Genomic DNA, 22,716 nt, shown 5'->3' on the forward strand with positions numbered 1-22,716 from the left:
ACAAGGGATGATGCGGCTATCGCGCCAATTGTCTTCATGCTGGAGATCGGTCTTGGCCAGCGCTCCGATCAGGCTGTCATCACCGATCAGGTCTTCGGGCAAACGCAATCCACTGCCGCGCAGGCGGGCGACGAAATCGCCACTCAGTGCATAGAGATCGCCGAACATGCCATGCTGCTCGACAATGCTGCGCTGGTAGGCCCGCGCCTGGCGGCCGTTGGCGGGCAAGCCCGAGGCCGCGTTGGCTCCCGGCGTGGCGAGGCCTTCGATCAGCGCTTCGATCGAGCCGGGAAGCACTTGCGCATCGCCATCGACGAAGATGAAGGCATCGCCCCCGACCCCGGGCGTGTCGAACATGATGCGGTTCCAGCTGCGTGCCTTGCCACCCTGCTGCCAGTCATGCACTCTCGCCCCCGCAAAGCCACGGGCAATCTCCGCCGTGCGGTCGGTTGAGCCATTGACCACCACATGCACGGCCATGCCGGGCTCGGTGCAAGGAAGGCTGGCAAGGCAGGCGCCGATCCGCGCTTGCTCGTTGTGTGCCATTACCACCACGCAGGCGCGCGGCTTTTCGGCGAGAGCAGGATCACGCGGTTGGTCGGTCACTCGGCGCCCTTACTCGATTCCCGCTGGAGCGAATATCGGATTAACCTTCCATGGTGTCACGAAATGTATCGGTTTGGTCCGCCGCGACGAAAGTGATATTCTCGGGATCATGCGACGGCCACCACGGCAGGCCGCGCGGGAGAGGAACGCAATGCGCAAACGGCTCCTTGGATGTGCAACCCTGTTGGCAGTCGCTCCGCTCATGGCTGCAAACAGCGGGAATTTCCCGCCGGCTGCAGAAGCGCCCGCAACCGAAGTCGTCGCTCCTGACGTCTTGCAGGCCGAGCGCGATCGCTACGAGCGTCTGACCGTGCCCGTCACCATCGACGGAAATGGGCCGTTTCGTTTCATGGTCGATACCGGTTCGCAGGCAACGGTTGTCAGCCGGACGCTATCCGAGCAGCTCCAGCTGCCGCCCCTGGGCAAGGCCACGCTGGTGGCGATGGGCAGCCGGCGCCAGGTCGACATGGTCCAGCTCGACGGGCTCGAATTCGCCGGGCGGCTGTTCGACAATCTCGAGGCTCCGCTGCTGGAAGCCTACAATGTCGGTGCCGATGGTATCCTGGGCCTCAACTCGCTGCAGGATATGCGCGTGCTGATCGATTTCAAGGAAGACCGGCTGACGGTCGCCGATGCGGATTCGCTGGGTGGCAATCGCGGGTATCAAATCGTGGTCCGCGCCCGGCGGCGGTTGGGCCAGATGATCATCACCAATGCCAAGATCGATGGCGTCAAGGTCGCGGTCATCATCGACACCGGGGCGCAGAACACGGTCGGAAACATGGCGCTCAAGAGTAAGCTGCGGGCAAGGGGCGACGTGCTGGTCCAGTCGACCGACGTTAACGGGGTCAAGCTCTACGGCAACCTGGGGTACGCCAAAGAGATGACCATTGGCGGGCTGACCATGGCAGGAATACCGATCACCTTTGCCGACAGTCCGGCGTTCGAAGCGCTTGAGCTGGAAGACAAGCCGACGCTGATCATGGGTATGCGCAATCTGCAGAATTTCGAGCGGGTCGCGATCGATTTTTCGACCGGCCAGGTGCTGTTCGATTTGCCTTCGGGCTCGCACACCACACTGCCTTATCAGCGGCAGTTCTTCCCCACGCGCATTCCGGGGCAATAGTGTGGCCATTGCGCCGGTGGGCGCAAGCGCCCATCTTGCGCGGCAATGGCGCACCCGCTTCCCACATCCGACGATAAAGATCCGAGCCCCGGCGATGTCGATGGCTGGGGCACGATGCGCCGTTTCATCCCCTACCTCTGGTCCGAGGGTCGATCTGACCTGAAGCTGCGTATCGTGGGTGCGTTGGCGCTCGTGCTGCTGACGAAGGGCATCATCCTCGCGACCCCGCTCGCCATGAAGCGGGTGGTCGACACCATGGCTTCGCAAGGCGACGCGCTGCTGTGGGTGGCGCTAAGCTTCGTCATTGCCTTCACCGCCGGGCGTTTCCTCGGCGGGGCCTTCGACCAGGTCCGCAATATCGTGTTCGAGCGGGTCGGGCAGGAAGCGACACAGAACCTAGCCGAGGACACCTTCCAGCGGCTGCACAATCTGTCGCTCCGCTTCCACCTTTCGCGCCGCACGGGCGAGGTAACCAAGATCATCGAGCGCGGAACCAAGAGCATCGACACCATGCTCTATTTCCTGCTGTTCAACATCGTCCCGACGATCATCGAGCTGATCGCGCTGGGAGTGATCTTCTACACGCTGTTCGGGTTCGAGCTGGTGCTGGCGACCGCGCTGACGGTGGTGGTCTATATCGCCCTGACGCGCTGGATCACCGAATGGCGCACCGCGCTGCGCAAACGGATGAACGATCTCGACGGCACGGCGCTGGCCCGCGCGGTCGATTCGCTGCTCAATTACGAGACGGTCAAATACTTCGGCGCCGAGCGGCGCGAGCAGGAACGCTATTCGCAAAGCGCGAAGGCCTACGCCGAAGCCGCCATCAAGTCGGAGAACTCGCTCGGCTTGCTCAACATGACGCAGAGTTTCGTCATGAACGCGCTGATGCTGTTTGCGCTGGGTTTCACGGTCTACCAGTGGAGCCTCGGCAAGCTGACCGTCGGCGACCTGGTGGCGGTGCAGACCTATCTCACCCAGCTGTTCCGTCCGCTCGACATGCTCGGCTTCGTCTACCGCACGATCCGGCAGGGGCTGATCGACATGGCGGCCATGTTCCGCCTGATGGATACCGCGGTCGAAGTCGAGGACGTGCCCGGCGCCCCCGCCCTCATCGCCAGCCCCCCGACCATCGCCTTCGAGGACGTGGTGTTCGGTTACGATCCTGATCGCACCATCCTCCACGGGCTCAGCTTCGAAGTGCCCGCCGGGGCGCGGGTCGCCATCGTCGGGCCGAGCGGCGCGGGCAAAAGCACCATCGGACGGCTGCTGTTCCGGTTCTATGACCCGCAGGCCGGGCGCATCCTGATCGCCGGGCAGGATATCGCCAAGGTGACCCAGGAATCCCTGCGCGAGGCAATCGGGATTGTCCCGCAGGACAGCGTGCTGTTCAACGATACGCTGGGCTACAACATCGCCTACGGCCGGGACGGCGCCAGCCATGACGACGTCGTCGCCGCCGCCCGCGATGCCGCGATCCTGCCTTTCATCGAGAAGCTGCCCGAGGGCTTCGAAACCCAGGTCGGCGAGCGCGGGCTGAAGCTCTCAGGGGGCGAGAAGCAGCGCGTCGCCATTGCCCGCACCCTGCTCAAGAACCCGCCGATCCTGCTGTTCGACGAGGCCACCAGCGCGCTCGATTCGCGCACCGAGCAGGATATCCTCGCCACGTTGCAACGTGTCAGCCGCGACCGGACGACGCTCGCCATCGCGCACCGGCTATCGACGATTGCCGATGCCGATACGATCCTGGTGCTCAACGAAGGGCGGCTGGAGGAACAGGGCCGCCACGCCGACCTGCTGCGTAAGGGCGGGCTCTATGCCGAAATGTGGGCGCGCCAGCAGGCCGAAGGCGACACGCTGGTGGAAGCGGCGGAGTAGCTATCCGCTCGACGGGAATCGCTGGAATTGCGGTAAGGCGTGAAGGGTTGCCTCCCACTCGAGCGCATCGGCCATCTGGACGTGCTTGTCCGGCGGGTAAGATTCGGGCTCGTCGAGCGTGGCGGTCTGGATATCGACGGCACCGGGCGAGACGTTCTCGCTGACATACCAGAGCCCGGTGCCGCACCGGTCGCAGAAGTAGCGTTCGACATCGGGGGACGAGCGGTAAAGCGCGGGCTCACCCTGTTCGATGGCGAAATCGTCCGCCGCCACCCCGATCCACGCGACCCCGGTCGCGCCGGCGCAGCGGCGGCAATCCTCGCAGTGGCAGACCGACGAATGCCGCACCCCGCCCTGGAACTGGTACACGACCGCGCCGCAATGGCACCTGCCTGTGGGCATTTCCTGTCCTCCACGCTGTCAGCGCAGAGAATGCTGCAATTCCTTGAGCAAGGCCAGCGCTTCGTCGGCCCGATCGGCCGGAACGAAGGCATGATCGTGGCGCAGCGCCGCGACCATGTTGCAGGCGATTCCGGCCCCTGCCAGCGCGCCGGAAACGGCCGCGGTCAGGCCGACGCCGTCGAGCGCGGAATGCACCCGCAAGGTGATGCGCGCATAGGGATCGGCCTCGATCTCGTTGGCGAGCGCGACCTCGTGAGGGACAATCAGCGACAGCCCCTCCTCCTCGCGGAAGGTGGCGAGCGCGTGGCCCATCAGCTGGAACACCACCTCGGGGTCCTCGCCACCGACGAAGCTCCAGAGCCGAGAATCGAGCACCGGGTCCATTCCGGCGATCATCGCAGCGGTATCGGCGACCGGTTCGCTCACAGGATATACTTCGACAGGTCGGTGTCCTGCGCAAGGCCCGCCAGCCGCTCCTTCACGTAAGCGGCATCGATGACGATGGTCTCGCCCTGGTGATCCTCGGCCTCGAAGCTCAGTTCCTCGAGCAGGCGCTCCATCACGGTCTGCAGGCGGCGGGCACCGATGTTCTCGACGCTTTCGTTGACCTGCGCGGCAATGGTCGCGACCTCGCGGATGGCGTCTTCGGTAATCTCCACCGTGACGTTCTCCGTCCCCAACAGCGCGCCGTACTGCTCGACCAGGTTGGCGCGGGTCTCGCTGAGGATGCGAACGAAGTCCTCCACCTCGAGCGCGCGCAGTTCGACCCGGATCGGCAGGCGGCCTTGCAGTTCCGGCAGCATGTCGCTCGGCTTCGAAACATGGAACGCGCCGCTGGCGATGAACAGCACGTGATCGGTCTTCATCGGGCCGTATTTGGTCGCCACCGTGGTCCCTTCGATCAGCGGCAGCAAGTCACGCTGTACGCCTTCGCGGCTGACGGAGCCGCCGCGCACATCGCTGACCGCGATCTTGTCGATCTCGTCGAGGAAGACGATCCCGTTGGTCTCGGCATTTTCCAGCGCGACCCGGGCGACATCGTCCTGGTCCATGCGCTTCTCGGCTTCCTCGTCCACGAGGCGATCCCATGCATCGGGGACCTTGAGCTTGCGCCGCTTCTTGGGCGGGCCGCCAAACGCCTTGCCCATCATTTCCGACAGGTTGATCATGGTCGCCCCGCCGCCCATACCGGGGATGTCCATCTGCATATTGCCGACTTCGGCAACTTCTACCTCGACCTCGACATCGTTCATGGCGTTCTGGACGATCCGCTCACGGAAGCTTTCGCGGGTCGCCTCGCTCGCGTTTTCGCCCACGAGGGCATTGAGCAAGCGGTCCATCGCCGCCTTGCTCGCTGCATCGCGCACCGCCTCGCGGCGGCGGTCCTTCTCCAGCCGGATCGCTTCTTCGACCAGGTCGCGGGCGATCTGCTCGACATCGCGGCCGACATAGCCGACCTCGGTGAACTTGGTCGCCTCGACCTTGACGAAGGGCGCGTCGGCCAGCTTGGCCAGTCGCCTGCTGATCTCGGTCTTGCCGCAACCGGTCGGCCCGATCATCAGGATGTTCTTGGGAGTGACCTCGTCGCGCAGTTCGACGCCGAGCTGCATCCGCCGCCAGCGATTGCGCAGCGCCACGGCAACAGCACGCTTGGCGTCGCGCTGGCCGATGATATGCTCGTCGAGAGCGGCAACGATGGCTTTGGGGGTAAGTGCTTCGGTCATATGAAGAAGTACAATTCCGTTCGGTTCGAGCGAAGTCGAGAACCCTGCGCTTGCCGTGTCTCGACTTCGCTCGACACGAACGGGTTTGGGGAGGCTACACGACTTCTAACGTCACCTGGTCATTGGTGAAAACGCAGATATCCGCCGCCACGGCCATGGCCTTGCGCGCTATCTGTTCGGCATCGGTTTCATAGTCCGCCAGGGCCTTGGCCGCAGCGAGCGCATAGTTGCCGCCGCTGCCGATCGCGGCAATCCCGCCTTCGGGTTCCAGCACGTCGCCATTGCCGGTCAGCACCAGCAGCACATCCTTGTCCGCGACGATCATCAGCGCTTCGAGGTTGCGGAGATACTTGTCGGTGCGCCAGTCCTTTGCCAGCTCCACCGCGGCCCGCATCAGCTGTCCATTGTACTGGTCGAGCTTCTTCTCGAGCCGTTCGAACAGGGTAAAGGCATCCGCCGTCGCGCCGGCGAACCCGGCGACAACCTTGCCGTCACCGATCCGCCTGACCTTGCGGGCATTGGGCTTCATCACCGTGTTGCCCATCGAGACCTGACCATCGCCCGCGACGACAGTCTTGTCGCCGCACTTGACGCCGATGATGGTGGTGCCGTGCCAGGGCGTCAGCCCGTGCGCATTGGGAGTATTGTCCATGCCGCGCGATATGGGGCGCGGATATGGCGGGTCAAGTGAGCCCGGCCGGAAGCGTCAGCCGCCGCCCGGTGCCCCGGCACCGGGTGCACCAACGGTGCCGATGTTGCCGAACAGGTCTTCCAGGAAGCTGCGCTCGCGGCCCAGCGTCGGGGTTTTGTCGCCATCGGGCGAAAGATAGACCACCTGGTCGATCCCCGTGGTATCGGCAGCGATAACATTGCCCGCGGCATCGAACTTCACCGCCAGCACCTGATGGGTCTGGATCTTGGTCCGCACGAACGGCCTGCGGCCGGTCACGCTTGACACATAGTACCAGGTCGGCTCGCCGAACTGACTGGTGAAGGTCGGACGGCCCAGCGTCGCTTCGACGGACTGCTGGTTGTCGATACCCGGCTGGACCGAATTGACCAGCAGCTGGTCGACGACATAGCCTTGGCTTTCGCGGATCGTGCCGCAACCGCTGGACGCAAATGCCAGCGAAAGCACCAGCGCCGCGCCTGCAACCTTGCCAAGAACCATCGAAAACCTTCCTTCGTATTCGCTTGGGAGCCAGCGCCTCTTTCGCTGCGCGGCGCTTTCCCTATATCGGCGGCAAGCCTTAGGGCGAAGCGCGGCGCACTGCAACGCCGCATCACCGATTGGCTGTGCGTGAGGTGTGCTTGCGCAGCGCGGCTTGAATTGTCGCTGAACGCAAGCGTCTGGATAGAGGGATACGATGAAGCTGCTGAGCCGCCTGTTCCACCGCGAGCCCGACCCGAAAGAGGCGCTGCGCCCGTTGTGGCACGAGCTGGTCAAGGTCGCCCGCAGCCGCGAACTCTATGCCGAATGCGGCGTGGCCGACACGCTGGACGGACGGTTCGACATGCTTTCGACCGTGCTGGCGGTGGCGATGCTGCGGATGGAACGCGATGTCGAGACCCTGCCAGCGTCCGCCCGGCTGACCGAACTGTTCGTGGACGATATGGACGGCCAGCTGCGCGAGGCGGGCATCGGTGATCCGACCGTGGGCAAGCAGCTCGGCAAGCTGGTCAGCGCCCTGGGCGGCCGCTGCGGCGCGCTGCGCGAAGGGCTGGCGCAGGACGACGACGCGGCGCTGGTGGCGGCGATCGAGCGCAATGTTTCCTTCCGCGAAGGCGGTTCGGCTGCCTGTGTCGCGCCCAGGCTGCGCCGCTTTGCGGCAAGCCTCGATGCGCTCGACTACGAGCAATTACTGGCTGCGGAGCTGCGCCTGTGAGCGCGGCCGAACTGAGCCGCCCGATCAAGCTGCGGGCGATCAAGAATGATACCGTTCTGGTCGAAGCGGACGAAACCGAACGCGCAGCGCTGGCCACCCGGCTCGGCCTCACCAGCATCGAGTCGCTCCGGTCCGAAGTCACGCTCGATCCCGACGGGGCCAAGGTCGCTGCCACTGGCTGGCTTCACGCCGAGCTGACGCAGGCCTGCGCCATATCGTTCGAAGACTTCCCCGTCACCATAAACGAACCGCTGGCGTTGGTATTCGTCCCCGCGCAGGCCGAGACCGCCCCGGCCTATGACGAGGAAATCGAACTGGGGGCCGAAGATCTCGACCAGATCGAATATGAAGGGGACAGCTTCGACCTCGGCGAAGCAATCGCACAAAGCCTCGCGCTGGCGATCGATCCCTATGCCGAAGGACCGAACGCCGATGCCACGCGCGCCAGGGCCGGGATCATCACCGACGATACGCCAGGGGGGCCGCTGGCCGATGCGCTGGCGGCGTTGAAGAAGAACTGATCAGAACGGAATATCGTCGTCGAGATCGTCGTAGTTCGAGCCGCCGCCCGAACCGCCCGAACCGCCACCACCCTGGTTCCAGCCGCCGCCCTGGTCGCCGCCGCTGTAGTTGCCGCTGCCACCGCCGCCCGAGCGCTGGTAACCGCCACCACCGCCGCCCTGCGCTCCGTCCAGCATGGTCAGCGTGCCGTTCATGCCGCGTAGCACCACTTCGGTGGTGTAGCGGTCCTGACCGTTCTGGTCCTGCCATTTGCGGGTCTGCAGCTGGCCTTCGACATACACCTTGCTGCCCTTCTTGAGGAAACGTTCGACCACACCGACGAGACCTTCCGAGAAGATCGCGACGCTGTGCCACTCGGTCCGCTCCTGCCGCTCGCCGGTGTTGCGATCCTTCCACGTCTCGCTGGTGGCGATGCGCAGGTTGGCGACCTTGCCGCCGTTCTGGAAGCTGCGGATTTCCGGGTCGGCACCCAGGTTTCCGATCAGCATGACTTTGTTCAGAGACCCGGCCATCGATATTCCTTCGCGTTACAGTCCGAGCGCCACCGCGCTCCAATAGGTGATTCCCGCGAAGACATAGGCCAAGCCAAACAGGTAGGCCAACATGAACAAGGGCCATTTCCACCCATTCGTCTCGCGCCGGGCGACAGCGATGGTGGAGAGGCATTGCGGCGCGAAGACGAACCACGCCAGGAATGCCAGCGCGGTCGGCAGGCTCCAGCGCCCGGCCAGCGTTGCGGCGAGGCCTTCGGCAGCCTCCTCCTCGTCATCGGCATCGATGGCATAGGTCGTCGCGAGCGAGGCCACCGCCACTTCTCGGGCGGCCATGGCGGGAACGATGGCGAGGCTCATCTCGCGATTGAAGCCGATCGGTTCGAGCACGACATGCAGCCCGCTCGAAATCTGGCCGGCAAAACTCGCATCGAGCTGGCGCTCGCCTTCGCCCGCCCTTGGGAAAGTCAGCAACAGCCACAGGATCACCGTCGCAGCGAAGATGATGGTCCCGGCGCGGCGCAGGAACACCCAGGCCCGCTGCCACAGGCCGATCAACAGGTCCTTGAGCAGGGGCATCTGGTAGCGCGGCAGCTCCATGATGAAGCCCGAAGCGTCGCCCTTGGTGACCGAGCGGCGCAGCACCAGGGCCACTGCCAGAGCGCCGAGAATGCCCGCAACATAGAGCACGAACAGCACCAGCCCCTGCAGACCGATGACTGCGAATCCCTCGGGCCCTACGGTGGCCTTCGGAATAAAGGCGGCGATGATCACCGCATAGACCGGCAGCCGGGCCGAGCAGGTCATCAGCGGGGCGACGAGGATGGTCGTCAGCCGGTCCTTGGGATCGGCGATGCTGCGGGTCGCCATGATGCCCGGAATGGCGCAGGCGAAGCTGGACAGCAGCGGGATGAAGCTGCGGCCGGAGAGGCCGACGGTCGCCATCAGCCGGTCCATCAGGAAGGCTGCGCGGGCCATGTAGCCGCTCGCCTCCATCACCAGGATGAAGGCGAACAGGATCACGATCTGCGGCAGGAACACCACCACCGAGCCGACCCCGGCAATCACGCCCTCGGTGATGAAGTCACGCAGCAGACCTTCGGGCAGCGAAGCGGTGACAAGGTCTGACACAGCGCCTGCCGCACCGTCGATGGCATCGGCGAACGGCGTCGCCCAGGCGAACACGGCCTGGAAGATCAAGAACAGGATCGCGAACAGGATGACCGGGCCGATCCACGGATTGAGCAGGACCTTGTCGAGATTGCTCTCGATCACATGCCGCGCGGAGGAGGACAGAATCGTGCCCTTGGCGATATTCTTGGCCTCCAGTCGCCGCTCGGTCAGGTCGAGATGCGGGCGAGGATGGGGTTCCGATGCGCTGACGGCTGCGACCGCCGCGACAAGCTCGTCCAGCCCGCGGCGGCGCACCGCCACCGTCGGCACCACCGGAACGCCGAGTGCCTTGCCCAGCGCCTCGGGATCGAGCGTAAGGCCGTCCCGTTCCGCCAGGTCGATCATGTTGAGCGCCACCACCGTCGGGCGGCCAAGCGCAATCACTTCCTGTGCGAAGACGAGATGCTGTTCCAGGTTCGCAGCGTCGAGCACCACCACCAGCGCATCGGGCCGGCGCTGGCCCTCCTGCTCGCCGAACACGACCTTGCGGGTCACCTCCTCGTCGGGGCTGGCAGCATCGAACGCATAGCTGCCCGGCAGGTCGAGCAGTTCGACCGGCTCGCCCGAGGGGAGCACCAGCCGCCCGGCCTTCCGCTCGACAGTCACGCCCGGATAGTTGGCGATCTTCTGCCGCGCGCCGGTCAGCTTGTTGAACAGCGCGCTCTTGCCCGCATTGGGATTGCCGACGAGGGCGATGGTTCGCGGCGTTGTCATGGGGCGCTTAGTCCAGTTCGATCGAAACGGCGGCGGCATGCACCCGGCGCAGCGCCACGGTCATCCGGCCCAACTGCACCGCCAGCGGATCACGCCCGCCGAACACCCCGCGATGGGCGACGGACACTTGCACCCCGGCATCGAAGCCCAAGGCACGCAGACGCTTCCCGTCATCTTCGGGAATCCCGACCCAATCGATCGAGGTAATGGTGGCACTGCGGCCCGGTTCGAGCGCTTCGAGAGTCATGTGCGACCCGCTGCCAGATGCGCGGCGTTATTGCAACTAATTCTCAATAGTGAGTCGGATCACTGTGCGGGATAGCGCAACCGGCCGAGGAAACGCGTGACGCTGAAGGTCTCTCGTTCGCTGTTGAGCAGCTTCGCCTTGACCTGCTCGAACTTCATCACGCCTTCGATCCGGCGGTCGAGGAAGGCGCGCGTCTCGGCCTTGCCTTCGCTCTCGTCGTTGATGAATTGGGTCAGCGTCGCGGCGTAGATGCCGGCAAGGATCGTGCGCTTGGTGTAGTGGTTGTAGTCGGTCGCCGTGTCGCCGGCGAGCCGCCACATCAGGTCGGCGCTGCGCCAGCCGATCCGCAAGGCCTCGGCGGCGTTCTGTGGCATGGCCATGATCGCCATGGCGCGGCGCACGGCCTCTTCCTGCCCTGTCACCGCATCGAGCCGGAACTGCACCAGCGTGCGGATGCGCTCGCGAATCTTGAGCTGGCCCAGCTTTTCCCGCGGCCATTCCGCCGCCATCGTCGCATCGACGCCATCGATCCAGGCGCGGATCATCTCCATAGAGCCGCCCTTGAAGGCGAGCCGGGCGACATCGATATCGACGCCTTCGATCTCCGCAGCCATCACCAGCGCCGCGTCGCTCCACCCGTCGAACACGGCCGAATCGGCGATGGCCGGAGCGAGTGCGAGGCGCAGCTCGTCGAGCGTAAGGTCGGCCGCGTTTTCGATCATGCGATCAGAGCCCCGGTCCATAGGTCGAGGCGGTCTGCCCCTTCCTCTTCTCGTCGGCGGCTTCCAGCTCGGCAGTCAGCCGCCGGTCAGCCATGATTTCGATATAGTCACGCGCCGAGCGCCCCGAGTTGTCGTTGCGGTCAGGGTCGGCCCCATTGGAGAGCAACAGCTTGATCATCGCAAAATCGCGCCGGTGCGTAGCGGAGATCAGCGGGGTTTCCCCCAGGCTGTCCTGCTCGTCGATGCGCGCGCCGGCCTTGAGCAGCGCCTCGACCCCGTCGACATTGCCCTTGGCCGCGGCCAGCATCAGCGGCGTCACGCCCTTCTTGTTGGCGAGATTGGGGTTGGCACCATTCTGCAGCAGGAACTTGATCCATTGCGCATTGCTGTCACGCCCCGCGACGATGATGAGCGCGGTGTCGCCGGTTACGAGATCCCGCGTGTTGATCAGCGTATTGCCCGGCTGCTGGACGAATTTGGTCACCAGCGTCCCGTCCTCGTCGCGCACGGCCTCGAGGAATTCATGGCTTTCCGTGTTGAACTGGGCCGAGGCAGGCGCAGCCAGCGCGGACACCATCAGGCCGAAGGCAAGAACCGATTTGCGAAAAACAGGCTGCGACACCTTTGCACACTCCGCTAGAATTCTATGTGAGGGGGTGACTCGCCCCTTGGACAAACCCTGATAGCAGAGGCTGAACGCTTTCGCCATGCCCGCCCCCATTCGCTTTCTCGCCCTTCCCGCAGCGCTGGCGCTCGCCGCCTGTTCCTCCGCCCCGCCCCCTCCCGGCCCCACGACCGATGGCGTCGACATGCGCGACGGTACGATCGGCGGCGACTTCACCCTGACGGGCAGCAAGGGCCAGAAGGTCAACTGGGCGGATTTCAAGGGCAAGTACCGGATGGTCTATTTCGGCTTCACCAATTGTCCGGCGATCTGCCCGACCGACGTGCTCCGCATGTCGCAGGGGCTGGAATTGTTCGAGAAGGAGCATCCGGAGCTCGCCGCCAAGGTGCAGCCGATTTTCATCAGCATCGATCCCGAGCGTGACACGCCCGAAAAAGTCGGCGAGTTCGTCGGCAATTTCCATCCCCGCCTGGTCGGGCTGACCGGCTCGCCGGAAGACATCGCCGCTGTTGCCAAGGCCTTCGGTACGAGCGCACAGAAGGAATCGCCCGACGAGACCGGTTTCTACAATGTCGCCCATTCGACCTTCGTTACCTTGTTCGGCCCCGATGGCGAGCCGCTCGGCATCCTCCCTACCGACAAAGGTCCGGAAGGCCTCGCCCGAGAACTGGAAGCATGGATTCGCTGAGGGACCGCTTCTGGGAACTGCCGCTGGCGGCTCTCACCGAACCCGAATGGGAGGCGCTGTGCGACGGTTGCGGCCGCTGCTGCCTGCACAAGATCGAGGATGAGGATACCGGCGAGATCGCCGCCACCAATGTCGCCTGCAAGCTGCTCGACATACCGACGGCGCGGTGCAGCGACTATGCCAATCGCAAGGCCTTCGTGCCCGATTGCCTGCGGCTGACGCTCAGGATTGTCGAGGATGTGCAGTGGCTGCCGCGTACCTGCGCTTATCGCCTGCGCGCCGATGGCGACCTGCTGCCCAGCTGGCATTACCTGATCAGTGGCGACCCGATGGCAGTGCACACCCGCGGCGCCGGGATCGCCGGGCGCGCGGTGTGCGAGACCCGCGCCGGGCCGCTCGAACACCATATCGTCGAGTGGGACGAGACCGATTGGGACGAGGAGGAATGATCGACTGGCTCCGCCGCAATCCGGCCGATCTGACGGTGAGCGTGGGGGACGCCACGCTACCGGTCGAGATCCGCCGTCACCCGACCGCGCGGCGGATGGTTCTGCGGCTGGCCGACGATGGCGCGAGCGTGCGGGTCACCTTGCCGCGCTGGGGCCGCACCGTCGATGCCGTCGAATTTGCTGCAAGCCGCACCGATTGGCTCGCCTCGCAGCTGGCAGGACGTCCTCGGACCTGCGCGCCGCAGGCAGGGGGAACCTTGCCCTATCGGGGCCGGCACTTGCGGATCGCCTGGGAGCGCGCCCACCCGCGCAAACCGCGTGTCGAGCAGGGGCATGTCCTGCTCGGCGGACCGGAGGAAACCCTCGGGGCACGTCTCAAACGCTGGCTGCAGGCCGAGGCGCGCGAGGCTCTTTCCGACGATCTCGCCTGGTACGCCGGCCGCGCAAACCTGCCCGCCCCGCCGCTGTCGCTCAGCAATGCACGGCGGCGCTGGGGCAGTTGCTCGGTGACCGGCCATATGCGGATCAACTGGCGGCTGATCATGGCCCCCGACCATGTCCGCCGCTCGGTCGCGGCGCATGAGACCGCGCACCGGCTCCATTTCGACCATTCCCCCGCTTTTCATGCGGCACTGGGCAAGCTGTTCGAAGGCGACCTCAAGGCCGCCGACCGCTGGTTGAAAGACCATGGCCGCAGCCTCTACGCGCCGTTCGGCTGACGACTCCACTGGCATCACTGCGCTCCTGCCCCTATGTTGGCGCGCATGAGCATGCTCACACGCTTCAACCCCACCGGCGGCATCGCCGATTTCTGGAACGAGTTCCGCAAACCCACGCCCTATCGCTGGCCGATCCTCTTCGTGTCCTTCGCGATCCCCCTGTGGGGTCTCTACATGCTGGCGCAGGAACGCCACCTCATCCCGCCCGAGCGACCGACCATCGAATACATCACCAGTTTCGAGCCGGGCCGCACCGACGAGGAAATCATCGCCTCCAATATCGAGAACCAGAAGCGCAAGGAGGCCGAGGCTGCCCGCATCGCTGCGCTGGAGGAAGAAGCCAAGGAAGCCTACCGCGCGCTGGGCCGCGCAACCGGCGTCGATGTCGACGCGATGGAGCGCAAGATCGCTGAAGAGAAGGCCCGCGAAGAAGCCGCGAAAGAGGCCCGCCGCAAGGCGGCCCAGGCGGCAGCGGAGAAGCGCGAAGCAGCACTGCAAGGCAGCGAATGAGCCTAGCCGGGCGGGGGGACAGCGACTGGCTCGCCGCCGCCGCACGGCTGGCTGCGCGTGCCCGCCCGCTCAGCCGCCCCAATCCCGCCGTCGGCTGCATCATCGTCAGGCACGGGATCGTTGTCGGGCGCGGCTGGACCCAATCGGGCGGCCGCCCCCATGCCGAGGCTGTCGCCCTGGATCAGGCCGGAGAGAAGGCGCTGGGCGCGACCGTGTATGTCACGCTGGAGCCCTGTGCCCACCGGTCCGAACGCGGGCCCTCGTGCGCCGACCTGCTGATTGAGGCCAAACCTGCCCGTATTGTCATAGCCGAGATCGACCCCGACAGCCGCACTGACGGTGCTGGTGGCGAACGCCTGCGCAAGGCAGGTATCCGAGTCGATCACCTGCCCATCCCCGAAGCTCACGCCAGCCTTGCCGGTTTTCTGATCCGCCAGCGGCTCGGACGTCCGCATGTGACGCTCAAGCTGGCCATGTCGCTCGACGGCTGCATCGCGCTGGCGGACGGGACCAGCCAGTGGATCACCGGCGAGGAGGCCCGCGCCCACGTCCATTCGCGCCGGGCGATCGCCGATGCGATCCTGGTCGGCGGCGGCACTTGGCGGGCCGATCGACCGCGGCTCGACGTGCGACTGCCCGGTCTCGGACATCGCAGCCCCCATCGGATCGTGCTGACACGCGGCGACGTGCCGCCCGACGTCCGGCGCATTGCCGCGCCAGCGGACATCGCTGGGCTTGATAGCGTGCAGTATCTATATGTCGAAGGCGGGGCCAGGACTGCCGCGAGTTTCCTGGCCGAAGACCTCGCCGACCGAATCGAAATTTACCGCGCCCCGATCGTCATCGGCGATGGCTTGCGCGCCGTGGAAGCGCTTGCCGTCGCGGACCTCGCCTCGACCCATGGCCGCTGGCAACTCGCCGAGCGCCGCCAGCTTGGCAGCGATTGCTTCGAAGCCTATGCGCGGGCCAGGACTTAAGGAGTTCCCATGTTTACCGGCATCGTCACCGCCATCGGCACCATCGCCAGCGTCGAGGAAAAGGGCGACCTGCATATCCGCATCGCCTGCCCCTATGACCCGCATAGCATGGCCATCGGCGCATCGATCGCCTGTTCGGGCGTGTGCCTGACGGTGGTCGAACGCGGCGGAGAGAAAGGCGATGCCTGGTTCGCGGTCGATGTCTCGGGCGAAACGGTGAGCCGCACGGCGCAGGACCAATGGACCGAGGGCCGCAGGCTCAACCTCGAACAGGCGCTCAAGCTGGGTGACGAACTCGGTGGACACCTCGTTACGGGCCATATCGATGCCGTTGGCCGCGTGGCGAAAATGCAGGACGAAGGCGGCTCTATCCGCATCGACATCCGCGCGCCTCAAGCCATTGCGCCCTATGTGGCAGAGAAAGGCTCGATCACAGTCGATGGCGTCTCGCTGACGGTCAACAGCGTGGCCGACCAGCCCGATGGCGATGTGATCTTCGCGCTCAACATCATCCCTCACACCGGCGAAGTGACCACGCTCGGCACGCTGGCAGAGGGCGACGCGGTCAATCTCGAGATCGACGTGCTGGCACGCTACCTGAAGCGGATGGAGAGTTTGCGGGGGTAGCAAATCTCTCTCCGCTTGCAGGAGAGCTACGGAGACTTGCGAACTTTTTCGCCAGTCGAAGTTGAGAGGGGGCTGCGCCGCCTGAGGCGGGAGTTGCCCTGCCGAGCCCTCTCCCTACCCTCTCCCGCAACAGGAGAGGGCAAGTAGTTCGGCTCGCTTCTTTTTCCCTAATCCGTCACGGAACACAAAATGGAACCCCTCCTCACCTCCACCGCCGTGGTCGCGCTGGCCGAGATCGGCGACAAGACCATGCTGCTGGCCATTGTGCTGGCGACGCGGTTCCGCAAGCCGCTGCCGATCATCCTCGGCATCCTGGTGGCGACACTGGCCAACCACGGCATCGCCGCCTTCCTCGGCCAGACGGTTGCCGGGCTGCTCGAAGGGGCATGGTTCCGCTATGCGGTGGGCGCGGGCTTCATCGCCATGGCGGCATGGACGCTGGTGCCCGACAAGCTGGATCATGACGAGGAGCCCGAGCCGCCCCGCTTCGGGGCTTTCCTGACCACCACCATCGCCTTCTTCATCGTCGAGATCGGCGACAAGACCCAGGTCGCGACCATTGCGCTGGCGGCGCAGTTCCGGGATGTGCTGCTGGTGACAGTCGGCACGACGGCGGGAATGATGCTGGCCAATGTGCCCGCGGTGTGGTTCGGGCAGAAGATCGTCGACGTCGTGCCGCTGAAGGTGGTGCGAACCATTGCGGCCGCACTCTTCCTTGCCATCGGTATCTGGGTGATCGCGGAGGCAGCGGGCTGGCTTTGAACGAGACCTAGTCCTGGGCCAAGGGGCCCGCGGCAAAACTGTCGCGGGTAATTTCGTAGATCACATGGCGATGCGCCACCCCGGCCATCACGGTGATGTCCTCGCGGTCCGTCAGCACGCCGCCGATATTGGCCATGGCGCGGCGCGAGATGACATTTGTTTCGCCGACACGAAAGTCGACCCGTTCGACAGATTGCAGGGCGTGCTCGAGCATCAACCGCTTCATCTCGGCATTGTAGCCCCCGCCCCACAGCCGCCGCGCAAGGAAGGTCCAGCCGATCTCGACGGAACCGCCATCAGCGGGGTCGTAGCCCTGAAAGCGCGAGGAGCCGACGATGGTGCCGCTGGACTTCTCGATCACCGTCAGCGCCCCGCCCTGCGCCAACGCATCGGCGAAGAAAGCGCGGAACACAGGTTCCTGCCACCGGTCATTTGCCGGATGCACCGCCCAAACCTGCGGATCAGAGGCGACCGCGAAGAGCCCGTTCCAGTCCTCTTCGCCCAGAGGCCGAAGCAGCAGCCGCTCTCCTTCGAGGACCGGCTGCCGTTCCATTCAAGCGGTCACTTCTGCCAGGGCGGAAATGAACTTGTCGATATTGCCGACTGTCAGGCCAGCCACGTTGATGCGGCCCGAACCGGCCATGTAGACTGCGTGCTCGTCGCGCATGCGCTGGATCTGTTCCTTGCCCAGCGGCAGAATGGCGAACATTCCGCTCTGGCGGCCCAGTGCGGTCAGGTCGAGACCGGGCACTTCATTGTCGGCCTGGGTCAACCTTTCGCGCACCCAGCGCAGCCGCGCGCGCATGCTTGCGAGCTCGTCGAGCCAGATCCGGGTCATGTCCTCGTCGCGCAGGATCAGGCGGATTGCCGCACCACCGTGGTCAGGCGGCATCGACCAGTTGGCGCGCGCCAGCGCCGCAGCGTTCGACATCGCCACCGGCAAGTGATCCTTGGTGTCGCTCTTGACGTAGAAAGCACCCACCCGGTCGCGATAAACGCCGAAGTTCTTGTCGCAGCTATAGGCCACCAGCGCTTCGGGCACCCGGGCCAGCAGCCCGCGCATTCCGGCAGCATCCTCGTCCAGCCCGTAGCCGAGCCCGTGGTAGGCGAAGTCGACAATCGGCAGCACCGGGCTGGTCGCGAGCACGTCGGTAATGGCCGCCCAGTCATCCGCGCTGTAATCGACACCGGTGGGGTTGTGGCAGCAGCCATGGATCAGCACCGCGTCGCCCTCACCGGCATCGGCCAGCGCGCCGAGCAAGGCATCGAGATTGGCACTGCCGTCAGCGCTGGCGTGCTCGAACGCGACAACCTCCAGATCGAGATCGGCGAGGATCTGGGCATGGTTGGGCCAGCTCGGCACGCCCATCAGGACACGCTTGACGCCGCCCTTCTTGGCGAGCGCGAAGGCAAGGCGGCACGCGCCGGTCCCGCCCGGGGTCTGCATTCCCTCGATCCGTCCGCCCATGGTGGCATCGGCGCCGAAGATGTAGGGCATCAAGCCGTTGACGAAACCCAGGTCGCCTTCCGGGCCGAGGTAGCCCTTCGAATCCTGCTCATCGACCAGCTTCTGTTCGGCGAGCTTGATCGCCTTGAAAACGGGCGTCGCACCGTCGTCGGTGCGATAGACCCCGACACCGAGGTCGATCTTGTCCGCCCGCGTATCGGCGGCATAGAGCTTGATCAGCGCCAGCAGCGCGTCGGGGGCTTGGGTTTGGAGAGCGTCGAGCATGGGCGGGCTATTGCCCGCGTGGGGCAAGGCTCGCAACCTGAATTCGTATCGATCCGGCCTTCGTCGGCCGCGATTTTTCTAGTGCGCCCAGAAGGCCCGATGCCCCGGCATCTAGAACGGGAGCCAGCGCTGCTTCTTGGAAAACTTCATGTAACCGGCGTTGACGCCGAGCCGCAGCCCCGCGCCAACGCGGATCGGGATCAGCACCACGTCACCCTTGCGCAGGTAGCTCGCGGTGACCCCGCCAACCAGATAGGCCTGCCCCTCGCCCGCCGGGTAGCGTTCGTAGAGCTCTTCGGTGTCATAGAGGTTGTAGACCAGGACGAAGGTGTTGCCGGCGTTGGCCCCGACATCGAAACCGATCGAAGGGCCCGTCCAGTATACGGGTTTCTCGCCTTCGACCTTGTGGAACAGCGTACCCGAACCATAGCGGGCGCCGACGATGAATGCGCCGCCCGCCTCGCGTCCGACGATATAGCCGTTGGGTTCGCCCTGCTCGGCGAGCAATTTCTGGATCATCTTGGCGAGACCTTCGGCACCCTTGCCGAACACCCCCTCGGCTGCACCGATCAGGTCGTCCTCGCCATAGGTCGTCTTCTCGACCTGCTGCGCGCCGGCGGTGCTGGTCGGGTCGGTTACCGTCTGCGCGCTCCAGCCTTCCACTTCGCCGGGGTTGGACCAGCTGGGCGCAACCGGAGCTTCGTCTTCCGGTACCCGGTTTTCGAACGTCGGACCAGCATCGGCGGGCGCGGCATAGACCGAAGGCTCGCCCGGCTGTTCGGCCAGATCGCCATCGATCGCGCTGTTGGGATCGATCGTCTCGACCGGCTGCGCGGCCAGCGGAGCCGCTGCCATGGCCAGGCAGGCCGCAACGGCGGCGATGGTCGAGCGGATGGAGCGCATCAGCGTAGTCATTTTCGATCCTGGTTCGGAGCTGCATGCCCCTCGCGCGTCAAAAGAATCCTTCTGCCCTTACGCAGCAATGAACGAACGACGAAGCGAATCGAAAATGCGGCAAGGCGAGTCGATTTCACGGCCATTCCATCGAATTCGGCCTGCTTTGCCCCTGGCGCATTGTTCCCCTTGCCCCGCGCCAGACCCCTAGCTATAGCGCGCCCCTCGCAGCCGCCCGTTGGCAGGGCCAGCGCGCATGCGGAGACGTGGGTGAGTGGCTGAAACCAGTTCCCTGCTAAGGAACCGTACTCGAACTGGGTACCGAGGGTTCGAATCCCTCCGTCTCCGCCATTTCTTTCCCGCTTGGAAAGCGTGAAACATGGCCCGCTCCATCGAGATCGTCGAAGTCGGCCCGCGAGACGGTTTGCAGAACGAAGCAGCGACTGTCTCGACTTCGGACAAGGTCGAGCTTATCCGCCGCGCCACCGGCTATGGCGCGAGGCGGATCGAGTTGGCGAGCTTCGTCAATCCCAGGCGCGTGCCGCAGATGGCCGACGCCGAAGACGTGGTGGCCGCGCTCGGCATGACCGAGGGCGTGACGCGGATCGGACTGGCACTCAATGAGCGCGGCGCAGAGCGGGCCCTGGCCTGCAGGATCGACCAACTGGGCGCAGTGGCAATGGCGATGCGATCTTCGCCCGGCTGGCAGAGGCGATGGGCGAACCGGAGCTGGCGCGCGATCCGCGCTATGCCACCCATGCCGCGCGCGGCCAAAATCAGGCTGAACTGGACGAACGGATCGAACGCTGGACGCTGACGCTCACGGTCGACCAGCTCGAAGCGCTGATGATCGAGTATTCGGTCCCCGCCGGGCGGGTTTACACCGGCAAGGAAATGTTGGCCGAGCCTCACTTCGCCGAACGCGACGCACTGATATCGGTCGAACACCCGCAACACGGCAGCAACCGGATGCAGGCGCCGATGCCCAAGCTGTCCGACACGCCGTCCGGCTTGCGCCGCCGCGCTCCGGATTTCCCGGGCCAGCACAATACGGAGGTCTAGGCGAACTGCTGGGCCTCGGTCCCGATGCGCTTGACGAACTGCGACTTCGCGGGATTATCTGATTCAGCAACCGACCAGCAGGAATTTCCTCGATGACCGCACACCCGCGCTATCCGCACGTCTTTTCGCCGCTCAAGGTCGGGCGCACCACCGTCAAGAACCGCATCCTGATGGGTTCGATGCACACCGGCCTGGAAGACCTGCCCGACGCCGGCGAGCGGCTCGCGGCCTATTTCGTCGAGCGCGCCAAGGGCGGCGTTGGCATGATCATCACCGGCGGGATCGGCCCGCATCCGACCGCCGGATTCGGCGCGAAGATGCTCGACGACGATGACGCTGCGATGCACCGGCAAGTGACGGACGCAGTGCATGACGCTGTGCCCGATGTTAAGATCGTCATGCAGATCCTACACACCGGACCGTTGGCGGGTACGCCCGATTGCGTCTCGCCTTCAGGCGTCAAGTCCCGGATCGGGCGGCACCAGCCGCAAGAGCTGACCGAGGAAGGCATCGAGGAGCAGATCGCAGCCTTCGCCAATTGCGCCCGGCTGGCGAGGCAGGCGGGATACGACGGGGTCGAGATCATCGGCTCTGCCGGCTATCTGATCTCCACCTTCCTCGTCGAGAAGACCAACCTCCGCACAGACAAATGGGGCGGCACGTGGGAAAACCGCATGCGCTTCCCGGTCGAGGTGGTTCGCGCGGTACGCGCGGCAGTGGGCGAGGACTTCGTCGTCATCTTCCGCATTGCGGCGATGGACATGCTGCAGGGCGGCATGGCGTGGGAAGAGGTGGTGAGCCTCGCCAGGGCGCTGGAGGCCGAGGGCGTGGACGTCATCTCGACGCACTTCTGCTGGCACGAAAGTTTCGTCCCCACCATCGCCACCATGGTCCCGCGGGCGGCCTTCACCCAGGTGACCGGGCGGCTACGCAGGGAACTCGGCATCCCGCTCATCACCAGCAACCGGATCAACATGCCCGATGTGGCCGAGGAGGTGCTGGCACGGGGCGATGCCGATCTGGTCAGCATGGCGCGACCGATGCTGGCCGATGCCGAACTGGTCAACAAGGCGTTCGACGGGCGCGAGGACCAGATCAACACCTGCATCGCCTGCAACCAGGCGTGTCTCGATCACACCTTCACCGGACGCCTGACATCCTGCTTGGTCAATGCCCGGGCGTGCCGGGAGGTCGATATCAGCATCGAGCCTGCCGCTGCGCGCAAGTGCATCGCGGTGGTCGGAGCCGGGCCTGCCGGTCTCGCCTATGCCACCATTGCTGCCCAGCGCGGGCACTCCGTGACCCTGTTCGACGCGGCGGACGAGATCGGCGGCCAGTTCAACCTCGCCAAGCGCATTCCGGGCAAGGAAGAGTTCCACGAAACCCTGCGCTATTTCGCGCGGATGATCGAGGTGCACGACGTCAGGCTTCGGCTCGGCACGCGGGTCGATGCCGACATGCTCAAGGACAAGGGCTTCGACGAGGTGGTGGTGGCGACCGGGATCAACCCGCGCACGCCCGGCATCGAAGGCATCGATCACCCCAAGGTGGTCCGCTATATCGATGTCATCCGGGGGCAAGCCGAAGTTGGCCGGAAGGTCGCGATCATGGGGGCGGGCGGGATCGGCTTCGACGTTGCCGAACTGATCAGTCATGAAGGCACCAGCGCGGCGCTCGATATCGATGTCTTCGCCCGCGAATGGGGCATCGATTTCAAGAACCATCCGCGCGGCGGGGTGACCGGGATCGAACCGCAGGTCGCCAGCAATGGCCGCGAAGTGACCTTGCTGCAGCGAAAGACCACACCCGTGGGCCAAGGACTGGGCAAGACCACCGGGTGGACCCACCGCCTGACGCTTCAGCGGCGGGGGATCAGGATGGTCTCGGGTGTCGAGTACGGCAAGATCGACGATGCCGGGCTCCACTGCACCATCGGCGGTGAACCGACGGTGCTCGATGTCGATACGGTGATTGTCTGTGCCGGACAGGAGCCTGAGCGCAGCCTTTATGACGCCCTCGTCGCGGCCGGGGTCCGGACGCACCTGATCGGCGGCGCCTTCGAAGCCGCCGAACTCGATGCCAAGCGCGCGATCCAGCAGGCAACCGAACTGGCGGTGGCGGCCTAGGCACACGCCAGCCCAACCGACGGATGCGCACGGATGCGTGATTGCATCGAGGCT

At 65.2% G+C, this 22,716-nt stretch carries 28 protein-coding genes and 1 tRNA gene (1 of these 29 only partly in view); 15 read left to right on the top strand and 14 right to left on the bottom strand.

Going from position 1 to position 22,716, the window contains the following annotated elements; genetic code table 11:
• Positions 1-606, bottom strand: partial view of a glycosyltransferase gene (locus LY632_RS13600; RefSeq protein ID WP_370636539.1) — the 5' portion only. 309 nt of this gene lie to the left of the window's left edge; 606 of the gene's 915 nt are visible here — the first part of the coding sequence; its start codon is at positions 604-606; its stop codon lies beyond the left edge, outside the window.
• Between the two features lie 202 nt (positions 607-808).
• Between LY632_RS13600 and LY632_RS13605 the strand changes: the two genes are divergently transcribed.
• Together LY632_RS13605 and LY632_RS13610 are read left to right on the top strand one after the other, a co-directional pair.
• Complete coding sequence (locus tag LY632_RS13605) at positions 809-1,732, top strand: retroviral-like aspartic protease family protein (protein WP_234091656.1); 924 nt, start codon at positions 809-811, stop codon at positions 1,730-1,732.
• A gap of 45 nt (positions 1,733-1,777) precedes the next feature.
• Complete coding sequence (locus LY632_RS13610; protein WP_234091657.1) at positions 1,778-3,610, top strand: ABC transporter ATP-binding protein/permease; 1,833 nt, start codon at positions 1,778-1,780, stop codon at positions 3,608-3,610.
• Here LY632_RS13610 and LY632_RS13615 read toward each other — a convergent pair whose 3' ends face one another.
• The 5 genes from LY632_RS13615 to LY632_RS13635 form a co-directional block, all read right to left on the bottom strand.
• Entirely contained in the window at positions 3,611-4,012 is a 402-nt protein-coding gene (locus tag LY632_RS13615) for a GFA family protein (RefSeq protein WP_234091658.1), read from the bottom strand.
• Positions 4,013-4,030: 18 nt separating this feature from the next.
• A complete protein-coding gene (locus LY632_RS13620; protein ID WP_234091659.1) occupies positions 4,031-4,438 on the bottom strand; it encodes an ACT domain-containing protein in 408 nt (135 codons plus the stop codon).
• Positions 4,435-5,736 (bottom strand): ATP-dependent protease ATPase subunit HslU, encoded by a 1,302-nt coding sequence (gene hslU / locus LY632_RS13625; protein WP_234091660.1) that lies wholly within the window; start codon positions 5,734-5,736, stop codon positions 4,435-4,437. The genes LY632_RS13620 and hslU overlap by 4 nt, the downstream gene beginning before the upstream one ends.
• A gap of 94 nt (positions 5,737-5,830) precedes the next feature.
• Complete coding sequence (hslV, locus tag LY632_RS13630) at positions 5,831-6,388, bottom strand: ATP-dependent protease subunit HslV (RefSeq protein ID WP_305040818.1); 558 nt, start codon at positions 6,386-6,388, stop codon at positions 5,831-5,833.
• A gap of 54 nt (positions 6,389-6,442) precedes the next feature.
• Positions 6,443-6,907 (bottom strand): outer membrane protein assembly factor BamE, encoded by a 465-nt coding sequence (locus LY632_RS13635; RefSeq protein ID WP_234091661.1) that lies wholly within the window; start codon positions 6,905-6,907, stop codon positions 6,443-6,445.
• A 196-nt stretch (positions 6,908-7,103) separates the two neighbouring features.
• On the opposite strand from LY632_RS13635, the gene LY632_RS13640 reads away from it, so the two are divergent.
• Together LY632_RS13640 and LY632_RS13645 are read left to right on the top strand one after the other, a co-directional pair.
• On the top strand, positions 7,104-7,622 hold the full coding sequence (locus LY632_RS13640; RefSeq protein WP_234091662.1) for a ubiquinol-cytochrome C chaperone family protein: 519 nt from the start codon (positions 7,104-7,106) through the stop codon (positions 7,620-7,622).
• Positions 7,619-8,143, top strand: a complete 525-nt coding sequence (locus LY632_RS13645; protein ID WP_234091663.1) for a DUF177 domain-containing protein — start codon at positions 7,619-7,621, stop codon at positions 8,141-8,143. Before LY632_RS13640 ends, LY632_RS13645 begins: the two co-directional genes overlap by 4 nt.
• On the opposite strand, the gene ssb is transcribed toward LY632_RS13645, so the two are convergent.
• Genes ssb through LY632_RS13670 form a run of 5 tightly spaced genes read right to left on the bottom strand, consistent with a single transcriptional unit; the run spans position 8,144 to position 12,068 of the window.
• Complete coding sequence (gene ssb, locus LY632_RS13650) at positions 8,144-8,656, bottom strand: single-stranded DNA-binding protein (protein WP_234091664.1); 513 nt, start codon at positions 8,654-8,656, stop codon at positions 8,144-8,146.
• 15 nt (positions 8,657-8,671) lie between these two features.
• The gene (locus tag LY632_RS13655) at positions 8,672-10,522 is read right to left on the bottom strand and encodes a ferrous iron transporter B (RefSeq protein WP_234091665.1); all 1,851 of its coding nucleotides are present in this window, start codon (positions 10,520-10,522) and stop codon (positions 8,672-8,674) included.
• Positions 10,523-10,529: 7 nt separating this feature from the next.
• Complete coding sequence (locus LY632_RS13660; protein WP_234091666.1) at positions 10,530-10,769, bottom strand: FeoA family protein; 240 nt, start codon at positions 10,767-10,769, stop codon at positions 10,530-10,532.
• 59 nt (positions 10,770-10,828) lie between these two features.
• Positions 10,829-11,491: a COQ9 family protein gene (locus LY632_RS13665; protein WP_234091667.1), complete on the bottom strand. Its 663-nt coding sequence runs from the start codon at positions 11,489-11,491 to the stop codon at positions 10,829-10,831.
• Positions 11,492-11,495: 4 nt separating this feature from the next.
• Entirely contained in the window at positions 11,496-12,068 is a 573-nt protein-coding gene (locus tag LY632_RS13670) for an ankyrin repeat domain-containing protein (RefSeq protein ID WP_234091668.1), read from the bottom strand.
• A 130-nt stretch (positions 12,069-12,198) separates the two neighbouring features.
• Here LY632_RS13670 and LY632_RS13675 point away from each other — a divergent pair, with 130 nt between their 5' ends.
• From LY632_RS13675 to LY632_RS13705, 7 genes are all read left to right on the top strand, one after another.
• The gene (locus LY632_RS13675; protein ID WP_234091669.1) at positions 12,199-12,804 is read left to right on the top strand and encodes an SCO family protein; all 606 of its coding nucleotides are present in this window, start codon (positions 12,199-12,201) and stop codon (positions 12,802-12,804) included.
• Positions 12,792-13,253 carry a YcgN family cysteine cluster protein gene (locus LY632_RS13680; RefSeq protein ID WP_234091670.1) on the top strand — a complete coding sequence of 154 codons (462 nt, stop codon included), beginning with the start codon at positions 12,792-12,794 and terminating at the stop codon, positions 13,251-13,253. The genes LY632_RS13675 and LY632_RS13680 overlap by 13 nt, the downstream gene beginning before the upstream one ends.
• Positions 13,250-13,972: a M48 family metallopeptidase gene (locus LY632_RS13685; protein WP_234091671.1), complete on the top strand. Its 723-nt coding sequence runs from the start codon at positions 13,250-13,252 to the stop codon at positions 13,970-13,972. Before LY632_RS13680 ends, LY632_RS13685 begins: the two co-directional genes overlap by 4 nt.
• Positions 13,973-14,017: 45 nt before the next feature.
• Positions 14,018-14,482: a hypothetical protein gene (locus LY632_RS13690; protein WP_234091672.1), complete on the top strand. Its 465-nt coding sequence runs from the start codon at positions 14,018-14,020 to the stop codon at positions 14,480-14,482.
• Positions 14,479-15,459 (top strand): bifunctional diaminohydroxyphosphoribosylaminopyrimidine deaminase/5-amino-6-(5-phosphoribosylamino)uracil reductase RibD, encoded by a 981-nt coding sequence (ribD, locus tag LY632_RS13695; RefSeq protein WP_234091673.1) that lies wholly within the window; start codon positions 14,479-14,481, stop codon positions 15,457-15,459. Before LY632_RS13690 ends, ribD begins: the two co-directional genes overlap by 4 nt.
• 9 nt (positions 15,460-15,468) lie before the next feature.
• Entirely contained in the window at positions 15,469-16,086 is a 618-nt protein-coding gene (locus tag LY632_RS13700; RefSeq protein ID WP_234091674.1) for a riboflavin synthase, read from the top strand.
• A gap of 189 nt (positions 16,087-16,275) precedes the next feature.
• Positions 16,276-16,848, top strand: a complete 573-nt coding sequence (locus tag LY632_RS13705) for a TMEM165/GDT1 family protein (RefSeq protein ID WP_234091675.1) — start codon at positions 16,276-16,278, stop codon at positions 16,846-16,848.
• A gap of 7 nt (positions 16,849-16,855) precedes the next feature.
• Here the strand turns inward: LY632_RS13705 and LY632_RS13710 are convergent, their stop codons facing one another.
• The 3 genes from LY632_RS13710 to LY632_RS13720 form a co-directional block, all read right to left on the bottom strand.
• A complete protein-coding gene (locus LY632_RS13710) occupies positions 16,856-17,401 on the bottom strand; it encodes a GNAT family N-acetyltransferase (RefSeq protein WP_234091676.1) in 546 nt (181 codons plus the stop codon).
• Entirely contained in the window at positions 17,402-18,580 is a 1,179-nt protein-coding gene (locus tag LY632_RS13715) for an aromatic amino acid transaminase (protein WP_234091677.1), read from the bottom strand. It lies immediately after the preceding gene.
• A gap of 111 nt (positions 18,581-18,691) precedes the next feature.
• On the bottom strand, positions 18,692-19,495 hold the full coding sequence (locus tag LY632_RS13720; protein ID WP_234091678.1) for a DUF1134 domain-containing protein: 804 nt from the start codon (positions 19,493-19,495) through the stop codon (positions 18,692-18,694).
• A gap of 239 nt (positions 19,496-19,734) precedes the next feature.
• Between LY632_RS13720 and LY632_RS13725 the strand changes: the two genes are divergently transcribed.
• From LY632_RS13725 to LY632_RS13740, 4 genes are all read left to right on the top strand, one after another.
• Positions 19,735-19,825: transfer RNA gene (locus tag LY632_RS13725), tRNA-Ser, on the top strand.
• 28 nt (positions 19,826-19,853) lie between these two features.
• Positions 19,854-20,291 carry a hypothetical protein gene (locus tag LY632_RS13730; protein ID WP_370636540.1) on the top strand — a complete coding sequence of 146 codons (438 nt, stop codon included), beginning with the start codon at positions 19,854-19,856 and terminating at the stop codon, positions 20,289-20,291.
• Complete coding sequence (locus LY632_RS13735) at positions 20,189-20,536, top strand: CoA transferase (protein ID WP_234091679.1); 348 nt, start codon at positions 20,189-20,191, stop codon at positions 20,534-20,536. The genes LY632_RS13730 and LY632_RS13735 overlap by 103 nt, the downstream gene beginning before the upstream one ends.
• Positions 20,537-20,628: 92 nt before the next feature.
• Positions 20,629-22,662, top strand: a complete 2,034-nt coding sequence (locus tag LY632_RS13740) for an FAD-dependent oxidoreductase (protein ID WP_234091680.1) — start codon at positions 20,629-20,631, stop codon at positions 22,660-22,662.
• Positions 22,663-22,716: the final 54 nt, after the last annotated feature.

It is taken from the genome of Erythrobacter sp. SDW2, from assembly GCF_021431965.1.
In the GTDB taxonomy this organism is placed as follows: domain Bacteria; phylum Pseudomonadota; class Alphaproteobacteria; order Sphingomonadales; family Sphingomonadaceae; genus Parerythrobacter.

What these genes read in the sequence shown, in the direction of transcription:
- LY632_RS13730 (WP_370636540.1), top strand. Translation starts at nt 19,854, where the DNA reads ATGGCCCGCTCCATCGAGATCGTCGAAGTCGGCCCGCGAGACGGTTTG.
- LY632_RS13720 (WP_234091678.1), bottom strand. Translation starts at nt 19,495, where the DNA reads ATGACTACGCTGATGCGCTCCATCCGCTCGACCATCGCCGCCGTTGCG.
- LY632_RS13665 (WP_234091667.1), bottom strand. Translation starts at nt 11,491, where the DNA reads ATGATCGAAAACGCGGCCGACCTTACGCTCGACGAGCTGCGCCTCGCA.
- hslV (WP_305040818.1), bottom strand. Translation starts at nt 6,388, where the DNA reads ATGGACAATACTCCCAATGCGCACGGGCTGACGCCCTGGCACGGCACC.
- LY632_RS13700 (WP_234091674.1), top strand. Translation starts at nt 15,469, where the DNA reads ATGTTTACCGGCATCGTCACCGCCATCGGCACCATCGCCAGCGTCGAG.
- LY632_RS13605 (WP_234091656.1), top strand. Translation starts at nt 809, where the DNA reads ATGGCTGCAAACAGCGGGAATTTCCCGCCGGCTGCAGAAGCGCCCGCA.
- LY632_RS13640 (WP_234091662.1), top strand. Translation starts at nt 7,104, where the DNA reads ATGAAGCTGCTGAGCCGCCTGTTCCACCGCGAGCCCGACCCGAAAGAG.
- LY632_RS13610 (WP_234091657.1), top strand. Translation starts at nt 1,778, where the DNA reads ATGGCGCACCCGCTTCCCACATCCGACGATAAAGATCCGAGCCCCGGC.
- LY632_RS13670 (WP_234091668.1), bottom strand. Translation starts at nt 12,068, where the DNA reads ATGGTGTCCGCGCTGGCTGCGCCTGCCTCGGCCCAGTTCAACACGGAA.
- ribD (WP_234091673.1), top strand. Translation starts at nt 14,479, where the DNA reads ATGAGCCTAGCCGGGCGGGGGGACAGCGACTGGCTCGCCGCCGCCGCA.
- LY632_RS13690 (WP_234091672.1), top strand. Translation starts at nt 14,018, where the DNA reads ATGAGCATGCTCACACGCTTCAACCCCACCGGCGGCATCGCCGATTTC.
- LY632_RS13635 (WP_234091661.1), bottom strand. Translation starts at nt 6,907, where the DNA reads ATGGTTCTTGGCAAGGTTGCAGGCGCGGCGCTGGTGCTTTCGCTGGCA.
- LY632_RS13685 (WP_234091671.1), top strand. Translation starts at nt 13,250, where the DNA reads ATGATCGACTGGCTCCGCCGCAATCCGGCCGATCTGACGGTGAGCGTG.
- LY632_RS13660 (WP_234091666.1), bottom strand. Translation starts at nt 10,769, where the DNA reads ATGACTCTCGAAGCGCTCGAACCGGGCCGCAGTGCCACCATTACCTCG.
- LY632_RS13740 (WP_234091680.1), top strand. Translation starts at nt 20,629, where the DNA reads ATGACCGCACACCCGCGCTATCCGCACGTCTTTTCGCCGCTCAAGGTC.
- hslU (WP_234091660.1), bottom strand. Translation starts at nt 5,736, where the DNA reads ATGACCGAAGCACTTACCCCCAAAGCCATCGTTGCCGCTCTCGACGAG.
- LY632_RS13675 (WP_234091669.1), top strand. Translation starts at nt 12,199, where the DNA reads ATGCCCGCCCCCATTCGCTTTCTCGCCCTTCCCGCAGCGCTGGCGCTC.
- LY632_RS13710 (WP_234091676.1), bottom strand. Translation starts at nt 17,401, where the DNA reads ATGGAACGGCAGCCGGTCCTCGAAGGAGAGCGGCTGCTGCTTCGGCCT.
- LY632_RS13655 (WP_234091665.1), bottom strand. Translation starts at nt 10,522, where the DNA reads ATGACAACGCCGCGAACCATCGCCCTCGTCGGCAATCCCAATGCGGGC.
- LY632_RS13705 (WP_234091675.1), top strand. Translation starts at nt 16,276, where the DNA reads ATGGAACCCCTCCTCACCTCCACCGCCGTGGTCGCGCTGGCCGAGATC.
- LY632_RS13615 (WP_234091658.1), bottom strand. Translation starts at nt 4,012, where the DNA reads ATGCCCACAGGCAGGTGCCATTGCGGCGCGGTCGTGTACCAGTTCCAG.
- ssb (WP_234091664.1), bottom strand. Translation starts at nt 8,656, where the DNA reads ATGGCCGGGTCTCTGAACAAAGTCATGCTGATCGGAAACCTGGGTGCC.
- LY632_RS13715 (WP_234091677.1), bottom strand. Translation starts at nt 18,580, where the DNA reads ATGCTCGACGCTCTCCAAACCCAAGCCCCCGACGCGCTGCTGGCGCTG.
- LY632_RS13735 (WP_234091679.1), top strand. Translation starts at nt 20,189, where the DNA reads ATGGGCGAACCGGAGCTGGCGCGCGATCCGCGCTATGCCACCCATGCC.
- LY632_RS13680 (WP_234091670.1), top strand. Translation starts at nt 12,792, where the DNA reads ATGGATTCGCTGAGGGACCGCTTCTGGGAACTGCCGCTGGCGGCTCTC.